We start from the raw sequence: 13,988 nt of genomic DNA, 5'->3' as shown, positions 1-13,988 counted from the left end.
AATGGCACTGACACCCGAAACTCTGCCACGACACGAACTCAACGGGCTTCCCGTCCGGGTCGTCGAGAGCGACGACCCCTCGCGGGAGGGCCTCGAAGGGCGGGTCGTCATCGAGACGACCAACACGCTCTCGATAGAGGTTTGCGTTCCGCCGGAGGCGGAACGTTGGCGAGGCGGTGTGACCGCCGAGCGTGACGACGGCGAGTCTCGGGTGGTGATGGTGCCGAAATCGGGCTCGACGTTCGAGTTCGCGATCACAGATGACGCCGCCGACTCCGCCAAGGAGTCGGGGACCGCGTCCAAACTGGCCGACACCAAACCCTCCGCGGCCGGAAACGGTCAGGAGGACCGAGTTGGCGGAGATACCGCCAACTGTCGTGGCGACGATTCCACACGGGATCGCTGTCACGCCGCTGGCGAGGACGTGGCCTACGTTACGGTCGATGGATCGCGGCTGCTCTCACGACCCGCCCGACGAACTGAAACGAACGGTGATTCACCATGGCAATAGGACTAGACGTTGAAACCCCTCCGGAACCGGAAAACCCGGAGGAATACGACTACGAGAAGTGTCCGTTCTACGGCGAGCTTCCCGTTCGAGGGCAGATCCTCGAAGGGCAGGTCGTCTCGACGGACATGGACAAGACCGTAGTCGTCGAGCGAGAGTACGACGTAGCGGTTCCGAAATACGACCGCTACATGAAACGACGCTCGCGCATTCCGGCCCACGTGCCGGGCGTGCTCGAGCCGCTCTCGGTCGGTGACACGGTCAAGATCGCAGAGACCCGACCACTGTCGAAGACCAAATCGCACGTGGTCGTCGAAGTAACCGAAGAAGCCACCGCAGAGGACGTCGCCGAGCTCACGGGTCAGGCAGAGCCTGAGCCGGAGCTCTCCGACGAGGACCTCACTGCGGCCGAAGAAGAGGGTGATCAGTGATGGAGGCGATGAAAGCCGACGTCACCCAGGGCCTAAAGAAGGGCTCGCTGGTCACGTGTGCCGACAACACCGGCGCGCGTGAGCTGAAGATCCTCAGCGTCTCGGGCTACCAGGGCACCAAGAACCGCCAGCCGAAGGCGGGGATCGGTGACAAGGTGACCGTCTCGGTCACGAAAGGGACCCCCGAGATGCGTCGCCAGGTCCTCGAGGCCGTCGTCGTCCGCCAGCGGAAATCGATCCGCCGGCCCGACGGTACGCGCCTGAAGTTCGAGGACAACGCGGCGGTCATCATCGACGAGAACGAGGAGCCCCGCGGGACGGAGATCAAAGGACCGATCGCCCGCGAGGTCGCAGAACGATTCGGAGCGATCGCCTCTACGGCGACGATGATCGTATAGAACCATGAGCAAGCAACCACACAAACAGCGAACGCAGACGGAGCGAGCGCCGCTACACAAGCGGCAGAAACAGCTCCACGCGACGCTGTCCGACGAGCTCCGCGAGGAGTACGACACCCGTCGGACCCGCGTCAACGCGGGCGACACCGTCGAGATCATGCGTGGCGACCACGCCGGCGAGGAAGGCGAAGTCGTTCGTGCCATCCTCGAGGACGGCGTCATCCACGTCGAAGACGTCACCGTCGAGACGGCCGACGGCGAGGAAGTGCCGCGACCGCTCGACCCATCGAACGTCCGCATCACGGAGCTCGACTTAGAGGACGAGCGTCGCGAGGCTCGCCTCGAAGGCGACAGCGACGAAGGTGATAGCGAATGACGAAACACCAGAAACGACTCTCAGTACCGAAGTCCTGGCCGGTCGAGCGCAAGACCGACACGTTCACGGTCAAGGCCGGTGCCGGCCCGCACGGTGAGGAGGGTGTTCCCCTCGTCGTCCTGCTGCGGGACGTGCTCGGCTACGTCGACTCGAAGAAGGAAGCCCGATACGCGCTTTCCGAGGACGCGATCCTCGTCAACGGACAAGCGATCAACGACGAGAAGCGCCCGATCGGTATCTTCGACATCCTCGCGTTCCCCGGTCGAGGGGAGTACTACCGCGTCTTCCCCGACGAGGGCGGTCGGCTCGCGCTGACCGAGATCGACGAGGACGCTGCCCAGAGCCGACTGGGCAAGATCGAGGGCAAACAGCAGGTCCCCGGCGGCCAGACGCAGCTCACGCTACACGACGGCACGAACGTCCTCATCGACGACGACAGCGGGTACGAGACGAACGACTCGATCGTCATCGACAACGACGACAAATCGATTGTCGCCCACTTCCCCTACGAAGAGGGCGCGCTCGTGACGGCTATCCGTGGCAACCACGGTGGCAAGATCGGCGAGATCGACGCGATCGACGTCACGCCGGGCAGTGGCTCGAACACCGTCGGCGTCGACACCGACGACGGTGGCTTCGAGACCGTCGAAGAGTACGTCGTCGTGATCGACGAGAACTTCACGGGTGATGACGAATGAGCGAGGCTGAAGCCGACTTCCACGAGATGCGCGAACCGCGCGTCGAGAAGGTCGTCGTCCACATGGGCGTCGGTCAGGGTGGTCGCGAACTCGGCAAGGCCGAGGACATCATCGAGGAGGTCACCGAACAGGAAAGCGTCCGTACCCAGGCCAAACGTACCGAACCCGATTTCGGTATCCGCCAGGGAGATCCGATCGGTGCGAAGGTTACCCTTCGGGGCGAAGACGCGTACGACTTCCTCGAGAAGGCCCTCCCGCTTGCCGATATTTCGGCAACCCAGTTCGACGATACGGGCAACTTCAGCTTCGGCGTCGAGGAACACACCGAGTTCCCAAGCCAGGAGTACGACCCGAACGTCGGGATCTACGGGCTGGACGTCACCGTCAACCTGGTGCGTCCGGGCTATCGCGTCGCGAAACGCGACAAAGCCACCCGCTCGATCCCGTCGAAACACCGCCTCACGCCCGAGGACGCTATCGGGTTCCTCGAGGCCAACTTCGACGTGACCGTCGAGGAGGCAGACGATGAGTGAAAGCGAAACCGAAAGCGACGTAGAAAGCGAGCGCACGGGAGAGCACGCGGCAAAGCGTACCGGCCAGATCGAGGAGTGCCAGCGCTGTGGCCGCAAGCAGGGTCTCGTCGGCAAATACGACATCAACCTCTGTCGCCAGTGCTTCCGTGAGATCGCCCGCGATATGGGATTCAAGAAGTACCGATAACATGACAGGAAACGATCCACTCAGCAACGCGCTCTCGGGGCTCGACAACGCCGAGAGCGTCGGGAAACTGAGCCACGAGGTAACGCCCGCCTCGAACGAGATCGGCAGCGTACTCGAGGTCTTCTACGACCGCGGGTACATCGACGGCTTCGAGTTCGTCGACGACGGCAAAGCCGGTCAGTTCGAGGTCGAACTGAAAGGAGCGATCAACGAGTGTGGCCCCGTCAAGCCCCGCTACAGCGTCAGTGCCGATGAGTTCGAGAAGTGGGAGAAGCGCTATCTCCCCGCTCGGGACTTCGGTGCGCTCGTCGTCACGACGAGCAGTGGCATCATGAGCCACTACGAGGCGCGCCAGCAGGGGATCGGTGGCCAGGTGATCGCATACGTCTACTAACAATGCGAGTCGAACTGGACATCCCTGACAACGTAACCGTCGAGAAAGACCACCTTGACGTGACCGTCGACGGTCCGGAAGGCAGCGTCACCCGCCGCCTCTGGTATCCCGACGTGACCGTCGAGGTTGAGGACGACAGCGTGGTAATCGAAAGTGACAACGAGGACGCGAAGACGAACGCGACCGTTGGCACGTTCGAGAGCCACCTCACCAACGCTTTCCACGGCGTGACCGAGGGCTGGGAGTACAAGATGGAAGTCTTCTACTCTCACTTCCCGATGCAGGTCCGCGCGGAAGGCGACGAAGTCGTCATCGAGAACTTCCTCGGCGAAAAGGCAGAGCGACGTACGAACATCCATGGTGACACCGAAGTCTCCGTCGACGACGAGGTCGTCGTCCTCTCCGGTCCGGACAAGGAGGACGTCGGTCAGACGGCAGCCGACATCGAGCAGCTGACACGCGTCAGCGGCAAGGACACCCGCGTCTTCCAGGACGGAGTCTACATCACCGAGAAACCCGCGACTGGAGGTGCCTGATAGATGGCAGACGAACAACCCCAGGAACTCGAGGACATCAGCGGCGTCGGCGAGAGCAAGGCCGAGGCCCTGCGAGAGGCCGGTTTCGAGTCCATCGAGGACGTCAAAGAGGCCGACCAGGACGAACTGGCCGAGGCCGAGGGCGTCGGTAACGCGCTCGCGGCTCGTATCAAGGCCGACGTCGGCGATCTCGAGGTCACCGAAGAGACCGAGGCCGAGATCGAAGACGAAGGCGTCGAGGAAGAAGCGAAACCGGACGAAGACGTCGAGACCGAACTGCAGCCTCGCGGGCTCGTCGACAAGACGCCCGACCTCACCGAGGAGGAAGAACGACTCCTCGAGCGGCGCAAAAGCGAGGGCAAACCGCAGTTCAACCGACAGGACTACCACAAGAAAAAGCGGACGCCCGAATCCTGGCGCCGTCCACGCGGAACGCTGTCCAAGCAGCGCCGCGGCATCAAGGGCAAGGGTCCGAAGGTGTCGGCTGGCTTCCGCACGCCCGAAGAAGTCCGGGGCAAACACCCCAGCGGCTTCGAAGAGGTCTACGTCGAGAACACCGACGACCTCGAGGGTGTCGACGGCGATCGCGAGGCGGTCCGGATCGCCTCCGCCGTCGGCGCGCGCAAGCGTGAACGGATCGAAGAGGTCGCCGAAGAGGAGGGTATCCGCGTTCTGAACCCGACCTACGAGGAAGTCGAGGTGGAATCCAATGACTGATCTCTCCGCACAGAAGCGACTCGCAGCCGACGTCTTGGACGTCGGCGAGAACCGCGTCTGGCTCGACCCCGACGCCCAGGCCGACATCGCCGAAGCGATCACCCGCGACGAGATCCGTGAACTCGTCGAGGACGGTCGCATTCAGGCCGAAGACGCCAAAGGGAACTCCCGTGGCCGCGCACGCGAGCGCAACAAAAAGCGTGCCTACGGTCACCGGAAGGGACCAGGCAAGCGCCGCGGCAAGAAGGGCGCACGCCAGAACGAAAAGGAAGAGTGGCAGAACAAGATTCGCGCACAGCGACGGAAGCTGCGTGAACTCCGCGACAAGGGCGAACTCACGCCCCAGCAGTACCGCGAGCTCTACAAGAAAGCTGGCGGTGGGGAGTTCCGTAGCGTCCGGTACCTGTTGAACTACATTGACGACAACTACGGTGACCAATAATGGCGACAGGACCACGATACAAGGTGCCGATGCGTCGTCGCCGCGAGGTCCGGACGGACTACCACCAGAGGTTGCGCCTGCTGAAATCGGGCAAGCCCCGCCTCGTCGCTCGCAAGAGCAACAAGCATACTACGGCGCAGCTGATCACCCCCGGACCACAGGGCGACGAGACGCTTGCAAGCGCACACTCGAGCGATCTCGAGGAGTACGGCTGGGAAGCCCCCACGAGCAACATCTCTGCGGCGTACCTGACCGGCCTGCTGGCCGGGACGCGAGCCGTCGAGGCCGGCGTCGAGGAAGCAGTTCTCGACATCGGTCTCAACACGGCCACGCCGGGCAACAAGGTGTTCGCCGTCCAGGAGGGTGCGATCGACGCCGGTCTCGAGATCCCGCACAACGACAGCGTGCTCGCTGACTGGTCGCGTACCCGCGGCGAACACATCGCCGAGTACGCCGAGCAACTCGACGAGCCGCTGTACAGCGGTGAGTTCGACGCAACGGACCTACCAGAACACTTCGACGAGGTACGAGAGGCGATTCTCGAATGAGCGCAAACGACTACAACGACGACGGATGGCAGCCGGTCACCCGTCTCGGCCGGAAGGTCCAGGAGGGCGAAATCGACACGATGGACGACGCCCTCAACTCGGGACTGCCGCTGAAGGAACCCGAAATCGTCGACCAACTCCTCCCCGGACTGGACGACGAAGTGCTGGACATCAACATGGTCCAGCGTATGACCGACTCCGGACGCCGCGTGAAGTTCCGCTGTGTGGTCGTCGTGGGCAACCGCGACGGCTACGTCGGCTACGCGGAAGGCCGGGACGACCAGGTTGGCTCCGCCATCCAGAAGGCGATCGGTATCGCGAAGCTGAACATGATCAAGGTGCCGCGTGGCTCCGGTTCGTGGGAGGACCGTTCGGAGCGGCCCCACTCGCTGACCCGCAAGACGACCGGCAAGGCCGGCTCCGTCGAGGTCGAGGTCATCCCCGCCCCCGAAGGGCTGGGACTCGCCGCCAGTGACACCGTTCGCGCGGTGCTCGAACTGGCCGGCATCGAGAACGCCTGGACCAAGAGCCACGGCAACACGCGGACGACCGTCAATCTCGCGAAGGCGACGTTCAACGCACTCGAGAACGCCTCTCAGTCGCGACATCCACGGTCTCGAGCCACCCGAGAGGAAGCCGAGGTGACTGAGTAATGCGTGCAGTCGTGCAAGTACGCGGTGAGGTGAACCGGCAGGAAGACGTCCAGGATACCCTGGAGATGCTCAACATCCACAGCGTCAACCACTGTGCGCTCGTCCCCGAAACCGACACCTACGAGGGGATGATCACGAAGGTCAACGACTACGTCGCTCACGGCGAACCGAACGCCGACGTACTCGAGACGCTGCTTGCAAAGCGTGCCGAACCCCTCGAGGGCGACCAGTCGGACGTCGACGAGGAGTGGCTCGCCGAGAACACCGAGTACGACGACTTCGGTGCACTCGCCGAGGCACTGCTCGCCGAAGAGACGACGCTTCGCGACGAAGGACTGTCGCCGACGCTCCGTCTCCACCCACCGCGCGGTGGCCACGACGGAATCAAGAAGCCGACCGCCGAGGGCGGCCAACTCGGAAAGCATACAACGGCGCAGATTAACGACCTGCTAGAATCGATGCGATAACCATGACGAGCAAAAAACGACGTCAGCGCGGTTCGCGAACGCACAGCGGCGGCTCCCACAAGAACCGTCGCGGTGCTGGCCACCGCGGTGGCCGCGGCCGTGCCGGACGTAGCAAACACGAGTTCCACAACTACGAACCGAAGGGCAAACACGGCTTCAAGCGTCCCCACGACATCCGCGAGGAAGTCGCGGAGATCGACGTCCAGAAACTCGACGAGGACGCGATCCTCTACGTCGCGGAGGGCGACGCCGAAGAGACCGACGACGGCTACGCGATCGACGCTCGCGACATCGTCGAAGACGGTCACGAAGTCGACAAAGTGAAAGTGCTTGGCTCGGGGCAGGTCCGCAACGCACTCGAGATCACGGCGGACGCCTTCTCCGACGGCGCCGAAGAGAAACTCGAGGCTGCCGGCGGTAAAGCGCTGCTCTCCGAGCGCGCACAGGAAGCTCAGGAAGCCGAGGACGAAGCCGAAGACGACACCGAACAGAACGAGGACTAACGTATGGGATGGAAGGAAGCCGCCGAACCGGTCTTGACGCGGATGCCCGCAGTGCGCCGGCCGGAGGGGCACGTCCCCTTCAAGCGCAAGCTGGCGTGGACTGCCGGCATCCTCGTGTTGTACTTCTTCCTGACGAACATCGCGCTGCTCGGTCTGCAGGTCGGAGAGGCATCCGACTTCTTCGGCGAATTCCGTGCGATCCTCGCCGGGGAGCACGGGTCGCTGATGCAGGTCGGTATCGGCCCGATCGTCACTGCGAGCATCGTCTTGCAGTTGCTCGGCGGTGCGAACTTGCTCGGTCTCGACACCGACGACCCTCGAGACCAGGTGCTCTATCAGGGGCTGCAGAAGCTGCTCGTCATCGTCATGACGGCGCTGACTGCGCTCCCGATGGTGTTCGCCGGCGGCTTCCTGCCAGCCCAGCCGTCTCTGACGCTTGGCGGGCTCACCTTCGGACAGACGGAAGTCCAGCTGTTGATGTTCTCCCAGATCTTCGTTGGCGGGATCCTCATCCTCTACATGGACGAGGTCGTCAGTAAGTGGGGGATCGGCAGCGGGATCGGTCTGTTCATCATCGCCAGCGTCAGCCAGCGGCTCGTCTCCGGGTTCGTCCAGCCCAGAGAAGGCGGGTTCTTCTACAACTGGTATATGATCCTGACCGGGCAGATCGAGGTCGGCTCGCTGGTTTCGGCAGACGGCCTTTCGACGCTGCTGGTCAGCGAAGGTGGCGGACAACTCATCGCGCTGGTGACGACGGTCCTGATCTTCGCGATCGTCGTCTACGCGGAGTCCGTCCGCGTCGAGATCCCGCTCAGCCACGCCCGCGTGAAGGGTGCTCGTGGCCGCTTCCCCGTGAAGCTCATCTACGCGAGCGTCCTGCCGATGATCCTCGTCCGCGCGCTGCAGGCCAACATCCAGTTCATGGGTCAGATCCTGAACAGCCAGTGGGCCGGCATGCCTGCATGGCTCGGAGATTACTCCGGCGGCGAACCAGTGGGCGGGTTCTTCTACTACACCGCGCCGATCTACTCGCCCGGCGACTGGATGTGGTGGACGGCAGACGTCGGTCAAGCGGCCTGGCAGGTGCTGATCCGCATCTCCATCGACCTGACGTTCATGGTCGTCGGTGGTGCGATCTTCGCCATCTTCTGGGTCGAGACCACCAACATGGGCCCCAAAGCCACTGCCCGCCAGATCCAAAACTCCGGGATGCAGATCCCCGGATTCCGACAGAACGTCGGCGTCATCGAGAAGGTCATGGAACGGTACATCCCGCAGGTGACCGTCATCGGTGGCGCCCTGGTCGGCCTGCTGGCCGTCTGGGCGAACATGCTCGGCACCATCGGGGCGGTCTCCGGCACTGGCCTGCTACTGGCCGTCTCCATCACGTACAAGCTCTACGAGGAAATCGCCGAAGAGCAGATGATGGAGATGCACCCGATGATGCGCGATATGTTCGGGCGCGAATAACGCCTCCGTCTTCCATTTTCTCGTCTTTCCGTTCGAGAGTCGTCGCTGTACACCGATCGCAGGACGACACCGATATCCTCTCGATATACGGCAGGTAGACAGAACTCGTTTCTCGAGGTCGTTTCGACAGTCGATTGAGTGTCTCTACGACGACCCCACACTGGCTGCTGTCGGCCAGTGCCAGTGCAGCTACGACTGCCCACAGTTAGATCGAGATGCCGGTCTAGTACCGTCCCCAGCGTCGAGTGATGCGTACACACAGCCGGCCGCTATCGGATATTCCTGTCACTGCAGGCTGGGGACGCCACTAGAACAGGTATCGTCGTTGTTTGGCAGCCACGCTAAATTGAGGTGCCAACCGTGCACGATACCCTCGAGGAGCAAGCGCAAGCGAGCGAGTAGGATCGGGCAGCTCACACGACTGTCTCGGTTATCGATTCGCATGGCTCGAGCGCTCTGACTCGAGAGAAAATGGGACTAGAACCGAAAGTGGACGTACGAGACGCCGATCGTCGATTGGATGAACGGAACCGGATTACTGGATCGAGTAGCCTGCTGCGACGGTCAGCAGGAAGACCATGAACACCGCGACGATCATCATGTAGGTGATCGAACGTGGTTCCTCCCGAAGGTGCTGGTAGTAGCCAGCGATGAGCAGTGACTTGATGACTGCCAAGATTACAGTCCCGGTGATCGCCATCTGCTCCGTAAACACCTGGTCGAGTTCGAAGAACACGAACTTGGCGGTCCCTAACACCAACAGCACGACGTATATGATGGAGTATGTCCGAACGTCAGCCATTGCTATAGAATGTGGAAGACGTCCACTTATAGCTTCCTGATACGATCCGTTCGCCTCGAGTGACGGTCTGGACTGACTGCCGAGTGGAGTCTCGAGAGTAGCCGATATCGATGCTGTATCGAAAACGAGACGAAAGTCAGTCCACGTCAGCGATGTGGCTGTCGGCTATCGATCTATAGTAGCCACTGAAAGTCAGTGCACACCAGACCGCATGAGGCCTGTGCGATCGGTGTGCAAACAGTTTCAGTTGTTACTATAGCTGTCTCGTCCCACACCGGTCACGATCCTCGGTCTCTGATGTCGTCTGGCGGTCCAGTACTGGCCTCGAGTCGTCGTGATGGCTCGGGCTCGACCTGGGCTCTCGAACTTCTTCGGCACAACGGACGATGGCCTTGGAACACGACGAGCTGAACGCTCGCTACGACTCGTATAAAACGACGAGAACCGGATGACAGCTCCTCGCTACGCGTACCAGTCTCTCATAGAAACGGCGACACGTCCGTCGGTATCGGCCCGTCGTCGTAGTCACTCGAGCGTGAGAGCTTCGCTCTGTAGCCTGCTCCGACTGGATTCCAAAAAATTCGAACGCGAACTGGTGTAGCGGGGAACCGCTACATCAGGTAGAACAGCGGGAAGAGGAAGACCCAGACGATGTCGACGAAGTGCCAGTAGAGTCCGAAGAACTCCACTGGGCGGTGATCCTCGAGGTAGGCGTCGACGCTGATAACCCGGTAGATCATAAAGATCGCGATCAGCAGGCCGAGGATCACGTGCAGTGCGTGCAAGCCGGTCGTGACGAAGTAGATGGAGTATTCGATGCCGCTCCACCACCAGTCACCTTCGGCGAACTTCACGCTGTACTCGTAGGCCTTGACGCCCATGAACGTCAGGCCGAGCAGGAGCGTCGCACCGAGCGCGCCGAGCAGCCCCTTCTTGTTCTGGCGCTCGGCGAAGACGAGCGCGAGGATCACCGTGAAGCTCGAGGTGAGCAACACGTAGGTGTTGAGCAGGCCTGGCCAGGAGGCGAAGGGAACGGTCTCCCAGTTGCCCCAGCCCATGTGCAGGCGCATGAAGACGAACGCCCCGATGGCTGCACCGAAGACCATGACGTCCGACGCCAGGAAGACCCAGACACCGAACTTCGTGTTGCCGACGCCCTCGAACGGCCAGCGTTCGGCGATCGCCATCTCGGGGGCGTTGAACTCCTCGACACCGAACTTGAACAGCGTGTATCCGAGAATCGCCAGTCCGGCGACCGTGATGATCGGATACATGATGTTCGGATCGTTGGCAGTCCCGACGATGCCTTCCGGTGGCGAGCCAGTTCCCTCTGCGAACTCGACCATATAGGGCGTCAGCCCCGTCAGACCGAGGAAGAAGACGAACATACCAACACCGATACCGAACGGCCAGATGCTGGCGTGGTCAGCGTGTTCTTCCTCGTGTGCGGTGGTAGCCGCTTCGCTGGTGGCAACACCGCCGTCAGTCGCTGCCTTCGAGTCGTCGACGAACTCGAGGCGGCCACTAGCGTAGGTGGGACGACCGTCCCAGTTCTCGAGTGGCGGCGGCGAAGTGATCGACCACTCGGCAGTGCGGGAGTACTCCCACGGGTTGTCCGGTGCTTCGGGACCGGAGACCCAGCTTTTGGCGAACGTGTAGAACATGATCAGGAACGACGCACCGAGGATGAAGGCCCCGACGGTCGCGACCTGGTGGTAGATCTCCATGCTCTCACTGAAGTGGAAGACACGGCGTGGGGTCTCCCAGGCGAGGAACAGCGGGAAGTACAGCAGGTTGAAGCCGATGAAGTAGACGGCGAAGTTGAGTTTCCCGAGCGTCTCGGAGTACATCTTTCCGGAGATCTTCGGCCACCAGTAGTAGAGGCCGCCGATCAGGGCAGTGACCCCCGAGACCATCACGTAGTGGAAGTGGGCGACAACCCAGTAGGTGCCACGGAACTCGTAGTCGAGCACGACCGCACCCAGGAACACTCCGGTGATCCCGCCCAGGATGAACAAGACGAGCGCACCGAGGCTGAACAGGAACGGCGTCGTGAACCGAACCCGTCCTTTGACCATCGTGTAGATCAACGCGAAGACCATCAGGTCGAACGGTAACGAGATCCCGATGGTCGTCGCCATCATCAGCGTCTTGATCTCTAAGTTGATCGTCGTCAGGAACATGTGGTGCATCCAGACCAGGAAGGACTGGACTGTCACCAGGACCATCGCGATGATGACCCACTTCCGGCCGACCAGACGACGTCCCGTAAACGTCTGGAACGTCTCGAACATGATCCCCAGGGCGGGGAAGAAGACGATGTACACCTCTGGATGGCCGAAGAACCAGAACAGGTGTGCCCACAGCAGACCCGATCCTTGATCAGTCGCGAAGTACTGTGTCAGGAAGAGCCTGTCGATCGACAGCAACAGGATCGCAGCGAGCAGTGCCGCGAACGCAAACAGCATCATCCAGACGGTCAGCAGCCACGACCAGGTGAACATCGGCATGTTCCAGAGGCCGAGGCCTTCCGCACGCGAGCGGTGGATAGTAACGAGGAAGTTGACCGTCCCGATCGTAATCGAGAAGATGAACAACATCAACGCGAGGATCGTCGCGTTGCCACCGGTCGTCGCCTCCATCGCCGGTGTGTACGTCGGCACGTTCAGCGGCGCGTACATGGTCCACCCGCCGGCGAAGTGCCCACCCTGGAAGAACGACAGGGCGAGCAGGATCCCCGAGAACAGGTAGAACCAGTAACTCAACGCGTTCAGTCGCGGGAACGCGAGGTCATCCGCTCCGATCTGGAGTGGGATGAGATAGTTCGCGAACCCGGATGCGATCGGCGAGAGGAACCAGAACACCATCAACAGCCCGTGGGCCGAGACGGCCTGGTTGAACTCGTTGTCCGTCAGCAGTCCCGTCCCGCCGGCTTCCCACAGGTGGGCCCGGAACAGGAGGGCGAGAATCCCACCGAACAGGAGGAAAAACAGGGCCGTCGAGAGGTAGAGAATCCCGACGTCCTTGTGGTTGGTCGTGACCAGCCACCGCTTGACCGACGTCATCGGCGGAAGGTCACTCATTCGTCGTCACCTCCTTCGTCAGTTTCCGCATCGTCGTTTTCATCGTTGTCGTCCGCTGCATCGAGGTCGATCGTGTAGGTTTCACTCGATGGACCCGTGACGGAGATGGTGTCTTCGATCGTGTCCGTTTCCTCGTCCTCGTACGTGACGGTGTCTTCGAACGTGATCGTCAGTTCGAACTCACCGCCCTGCTCGAGTTCCTCGTCGAGTGCGAGCGTTCCCTCTTCGTCGAAGTCGGCCCCGTCGAACGTGTACTCGGTACCGTCCTCGACGTGGACGAGTTCGACGTCGAACTCGTCGGTGACGTTCGTGACCGCTTCCTCGTCTTCGGTCTCGAGCGTGACGTCGAGCGCCAGTTGGCTGTCGAGCCAGTCGTGGAACTGGTCTTGTTCCATGACTTCGGCAGTGCCGTCCATGGCGCTGTGGCCGTCACCACAGAGCTCGAAACACTCGATACGGTGTTCTTCACCGGCCTCTTCGGCCATGAACCACGTCTCGTCGTACTCACCCGGGATCGCGTCCGCTTTCACACGTAAGTCCGAGATCCCGAAGGAGTGCCAGACGTCACCAGACGTCACCTCGATTGCGACCGGCTGATCTGCCGGGACGTTCATCGTATTAGTGGCCTGGACGCCGTTCTCGTACTCGAAGTGCCAGGCGAAGCCGTCACCGACGACTTCGATCTCGACTGGCTCCTCGTCGAACTCGTCCTCTGGGTCCTCGACGTACAGGAGCATCCCGTACGTCCAGACGACCAGCGAAATGACGATGACGGCGCTGATGCCGAACGACAAGAACAGTTTCTTTCCACCCTTTCCACCTGTCGGTAGTTCCCCGAGCGTTGGCAGCGACTCGTCGTCTTTCGGCTCGCCGGCATCGCGATACTTGTACGCGTTGTACAAGGTGTACGCGACGACGACGACGCCGACAAGCGTACCGAGTCCGAGAAACACCAGGAAGATGCTCTCGAACACGTCAACGCGAGATTGCTGCAACGGCGTCAGGGTTGTAATTGCGCTGTAAATTGTGTTCACCTCGTTTGAATACCGATTATACTGCGGAGGATGATAGCCCGGGACACTTATCTATTTGGAAACGAGCCAACTGATTCCTCTCGTCGGCCGGCAGTACGGCGAATCGAGTCGTTTCCTCGATGTGCCACCGTGCTATCACCTCTCAGTCCCTCAACATTAGGTTAGAGTCGAGGCTCTTTTTTCTATCGTTGTGTATCGGATTTCGTGT

Annotated in this window: 19 protein-coding genes; 16 read left to right on the top strand and 3 right to left on the bottom strand. The window is 61.5% G+C overall.

Annotated elements, in window-relative coordinates:
• Nucleotide 1 precedes the first annotated feature (1 nt).
• The 16 genes from RBH26_RS04575 to secY are packed head-to-tail and all read left to right on the top strand — an operon-like array spanning nucleotide 2 to nucleotide 8,861.
• Entirely contained in the window at nucleotides 2-511 is a 510-nt protein-coding gene (locus RBH26_RS04575; RefSeq protein ID WP_306756864.1) for a ribonuclease P protein component 1, read from the top strand.
• Nucleotides 502-939: a 30S ribosomal protein S17 gene (locus tag RBH26_RS04570; protein WP_306756861.1), complete on the top strand. Its 438-nt coding sequence runs from the start codon at nucleotides 502-504 to the stop codon at nucleotides 937-939. The genes RBH26_RS04575 and RBH26_RS04570 overlap by 10 nt, the downstream gene beginning before the upstream one ends.
• Nucleotides 939-1,337, top strand: a complete 399-nt coding sequence (locus tag RBH26_RS04565) for a 50S ribosomal protein L14 (protein WP_306756859.1) — start codon at nucleotides 939-941, stop codon at nucleotides 1,335-1,337. The genes RBH26_RS04570 and RBH26_RS04565 overlap by 1 nt, the downstream gene beginning before the upstream one ends.
• A gap of 4 nt (nucleotides 1,338-1,341) precedes the next feature.
• Nucleotides 1,342-1,713 (top strand): 50S ribosomal protein L24, encoded by a 372-nt coding sequence (gene rplX / locus RBH26_RS04560; protein WP_306756858.1) that lies wholly within the window; start codon nucleotides 1,342-1,344, stop codon nucleotides 1,711-1,713.
• A complete protein-coding gene (locus tag RBH26_RS04555) occupies nucleotides 1,710-2,411 on the top strand; it encodes a 30S ribosomal protein S4e (protein ID WP_306756857.1) in 702 nt (233 codons plus the stop codon). The genes rplX and RBH26_RS04555 overlap by 4 nt, the downstream gene beginning before the upstream one ends.
• Nucleotides 2,408-2,944, top strand: coding sequence for a 50S ribosomal protein L5 (locus RBH26_RS04550; protein WP_306756856.1), 537 nt, complete (start codon nucleotides 2,408-2,410; stop codon nucleotides 2,942-2,944). Before RBH26_RS04555 ends, RBH26_RS04550 begins: the two co-directional genes overlap by 4 nt.
• Nucleotides 2,937-3,131 carry a 30S ribosomal protein S14 gene (locus RBH26_RS04545; protein ID WP_306756855.1) on the top strand — a complete coding sequence of 65 codons (195 nt, stop codon included), beginning with the start codon at nucleotides 2,937-2,939 and terminating at the stop codon, nucleotides 3,129-3,131. The genes RBH26_RS04550 and RBH26_RS04545 overlap by 8 nt, the downstream gene beginning before the upstream one ends.
• A gap of 1 nt (nucleotide 3,132) precedes the next feature.
• Entirely contained in the window at nucleotides 3,133-3,525 is a 393-nt protein-coding gene (locus RBH26_RS04540; RefSeq protein WP_306756854.1) for a 30S ribosomal protein S8, read from the top strand.
• A 2-nt stretch (nucleotides 3,526-3,527) separates the two neighbouring features.
• A complete protein-coding gene (locus RBH26_RS04535) occupies nucleotides 3,528-4,061 on the top strand; it encodes a 50S ribosomal protein L6 (RefSeq protein WP_306756853.1) in 534 nt (177 codons plus the stop codon).
• A gap of 3 nt (nucleotides 4,062-4,064) precedes the next feature.
• The gene (locus RBH26_RS04530) at nucleotides 4,065-4,778 is read left to right on the top strand and encodes a 50S ribosomal protein L32e (RefSeq protein ID WP_306756851.1); all 714 of its coding nucleotides are present in this window, start codon (nucleotides 4,065-4,067) and stop codon (nucleotides 4,776-4,778) included.
• Entirely contained in the window at nucleotides 4,771-5,220 is a 450-nt protein-coding gene (locus tag RBH26_RS04525; protein ID WP_306756850.1) for a 50S ribosomal protein L19e, read from the top strand. The genes RBH26_RS04530 and RBH26_RS04525 overlap by 8 nt, the downstream gene beginning before the upstream one ends.
• Nucleotides 5,220-5,768, top strand: a complete 549-nt coding sequence (locus tag RBH26_RS04520) for a 50S ribosomal protein L18 (RefSeq protein WP_306756848.1) — start codon at nucleotides 5,220-5,222, stop codon at nucleotides 5,766-5,768. The genes RBH26_RS04525 and RBH26_RS04520 overlap by 1 nt, the downstream gene beginning before the upstream one ends.
• Nucleotides 5,765-6,421, top strand: a complete 657-nt coding sequence (locus tag RBH26_RS04515; protein WP_306756847.1) for a 30S ribosomal protein S5 — start codon at nucleotides 5,765-5,767, stop codon at nucleotides 6,419-6,421. Before RBH26_RS04520 ends, RBH26_RS04515 begins: the two co-directional genes overlap by 4 nt.
• Nucleotides 6,421-6,888: a 50S ribosomal protein L30 gene (locus tag RBH26_RS04510; protein ID WP_306756846.1), complete on the top strand. Its 468-nt coding sequence runs from the start codon at nucleotides 6,421-6,423 to the stop codon at nucleotides 6,886-6,888. The genes RBH26_RS04515 and RBH26_RS04510 overlap by 1 nt, the downstream gene beginning before the upstream one ends.
• 2 nt (nucleotides 6,889-6,890) lie before the next feature.
• Entirely contained in the window at nucleotides 6,891-7,391 is a 501-nt protein-coding gene (locus tag RBH26_RS04505; RefSeq protein ID WP_306756845.1) for an uL15m family ribosomal protein, read from the top strand.
• A gap of 3 nt (nucleotides 7,392-7,394) precedes the next feature.
• Nucleotides 7,395-8,861, top strand: coding sequence for a preprotein translocase subunit SecY (secY, locus tag RBH26_RS04500; protein ID WP_306756844.1), 1,467 nt, complete (start codon nucleotides 7,395-7,397; stop codon nucleotides 8,859-8,861).
• Nucleotides 8,862-9,396: 535 nt separating this feature from the next.
• Here secY and RBH26_RS04495 read toward each other — a convergent pair.
• The 3 genes from RBH26_RS04495 to coxB all read right to left on the bottom strand — a co-directional run bounded on the left by RBH26_RS04495 (nucleotide 9,397) and on the right by coxB (nucleotide 13,741).
• Entirely contained in the window at nucleotides 9,397-9,663 is a 267-nt protein-coding gene (locus RBH26_RS04495) for a cytochrome C oxidase subunit IV family protein (RefSeq protein ID WP_306756843.1), read from the bottom strand.
• Between the two features lie 611 nt (nucleotides 9,664-10,274).
• Nucleotides 10,275-12,746: a cbb3-type cytochrome c oxidase subunit I gene (locus RBH26_RS04490; protein WP_306756842.1), complete on the bottom strand. Its 2,472-nt coding sequence runs from the start codon at nucleotides 12,744-12,746 to the stop codon at nucleotides 10,275-10,277.
• Nucleotides 12,743-13,741 (bottom strand): cytochrome c oxidase subunit II, encoded by a 999-nt coding sequence (gene coxB / locus RBH26_RS04485; protein WP_306756841.1) that lies wholly within the window; start codon nucleotides 13,739-13,741, stop codon nucleotides 12,743-12,745. Before coxB ends, RBH26_RS04490 begins: the two co-directional genes overlap by 4 nt.
• Between the last annotated feature and the right edge of the window lie 247 nt (nucleotides 13,742-13,988).

This window comes from Natronolimnohabitans sp. A-GB9, from assembly GCF_030848565.1.
Lineage (GTDB): Archaea > Halobacteriota > Halobacteria > Halobacteriales > Natrialbaceae > Natronolimnohabitans.
This window is presented reverse-complemented; position numbering and strand designations above follow the sequence as displayed.

Coding starts and splice junctions, on each gene's coding strand:
- RBH26_RS04530 (WP_306756851.1), top strand. CDS start 4,065: ATGGCAGACGAACAACCCCAGGAACTCGAGGACATCAGCGGCGTCGGC.
- RBH26_RS04540 (WP_306756854.1), top strand. CDS start 3,133: ATGACAGGAAACGATCCACTCAGCAACGCGCTCTCGGGGCTCGACAAC.
- RBH26_RS04495 (WP_306756843.1), bottom strand. CDS start 9,663: ATGGCTGACGTTCGGACATACTCCATCATATACGTCGTGCTGTTGGTG.
- secY (WP_306756844.1), top strand. CDS start 7,395: ATGGGATGGAAGGAAGCCGCCGAACCGGTCTTGACGCGGATGCCCGCA.
- rplX (WP_306756858.1), top strand. CDS start 1,342: ATGAGCAAGCAACCACACAAACAGCGAACGCAGACGGAGCGAGCGCCG.
- RBH26_RS04575 (WP_306756864.1), top strand. CDS start 2: ATGGCACTGACACCCGAAACTCTGCCACGACACGAACTCAACGGGCTT.
- RBH26_RS04545 (WP_306756855.1), top strand. CDS start 2,937: ATGAGTGAAAGCGAAACCGAAAGCGACGTAGAAAGCGAGCGCACGGGA.
- RBH26_RS04515 (WP_306756847.1), top strand. CDS start 5,765: ATGAGCGCAAACGACTACAACGACGACGGATGGCAGCCGGTCACCCGT.
- RBH26_RS04565 (WP_306756859.1), top strand. CDS start 939: ATGGAGGCGATGAAAGCCGACGTCACCCAGGGCCTAAAGAAGGGCTCG.
- RBH26_RS04555 (WP_306756857.1), top strand. CDS start 1,710: ATGACGAAACACCAGAAACGACTCTCAGTACCGAAGTCCTGGCCGGTC.
- RBH26_RS04520 (WP_306756848.1), top strand. CDS start 5,220: ATGGCGACAGGACCACGATACAAGGTGCCGATGCGTCGTCGCCGCGAG.
- RBH26_RS04570 (WP_306756861.1), top strand. CDS start 502: ATGGCAATAGGACTAGACGTTGAAACCCCTCCGGAACCGGAAAACCCG.
- RBH26_RS04490 (WP_306756842.1), bottom strand. CDS start 12,746: ATGAGTGACCTTCCGCCGATGACGTCGGTCAAGCGGTGGCTGGTCACG.
- RBH26_RS04505 (WP_306756845.1), top strand. CDS start 6,891: ATGACGAGCAAAAAACGACGTCAGCGCGGTTCGCGAACGCACAGCGGC.
- RBH26_RS04550 (WP_306756856.1), top strand. CDS start 2,408: ATGAGCGAGGCTGAAGCCGACTTCCACGAGATGCGCGAACCGCGCGTC.
- RBH26_RS04535 (WP_306756853.1), top strand. CDS start 3,528: ATGCGAGTCGAACTGGACATCCCTGACAACGTAACCGTCGAGAAAGAC.
- RBH26_RS04510 (WP_306756846.1), top strand. CDS start 6,421: ATGCGTGCAGTCGTGCAAGTACGCGGTGAGGTGAACCGGCAGGAAGAC.
- RBH26_RS04525 (WP_306756850.1), top strand. CDS start 4,771: ATGACTGATCTCTCCGCACAGAAGCGACTCGCAGCCGACGTCTTGGAC.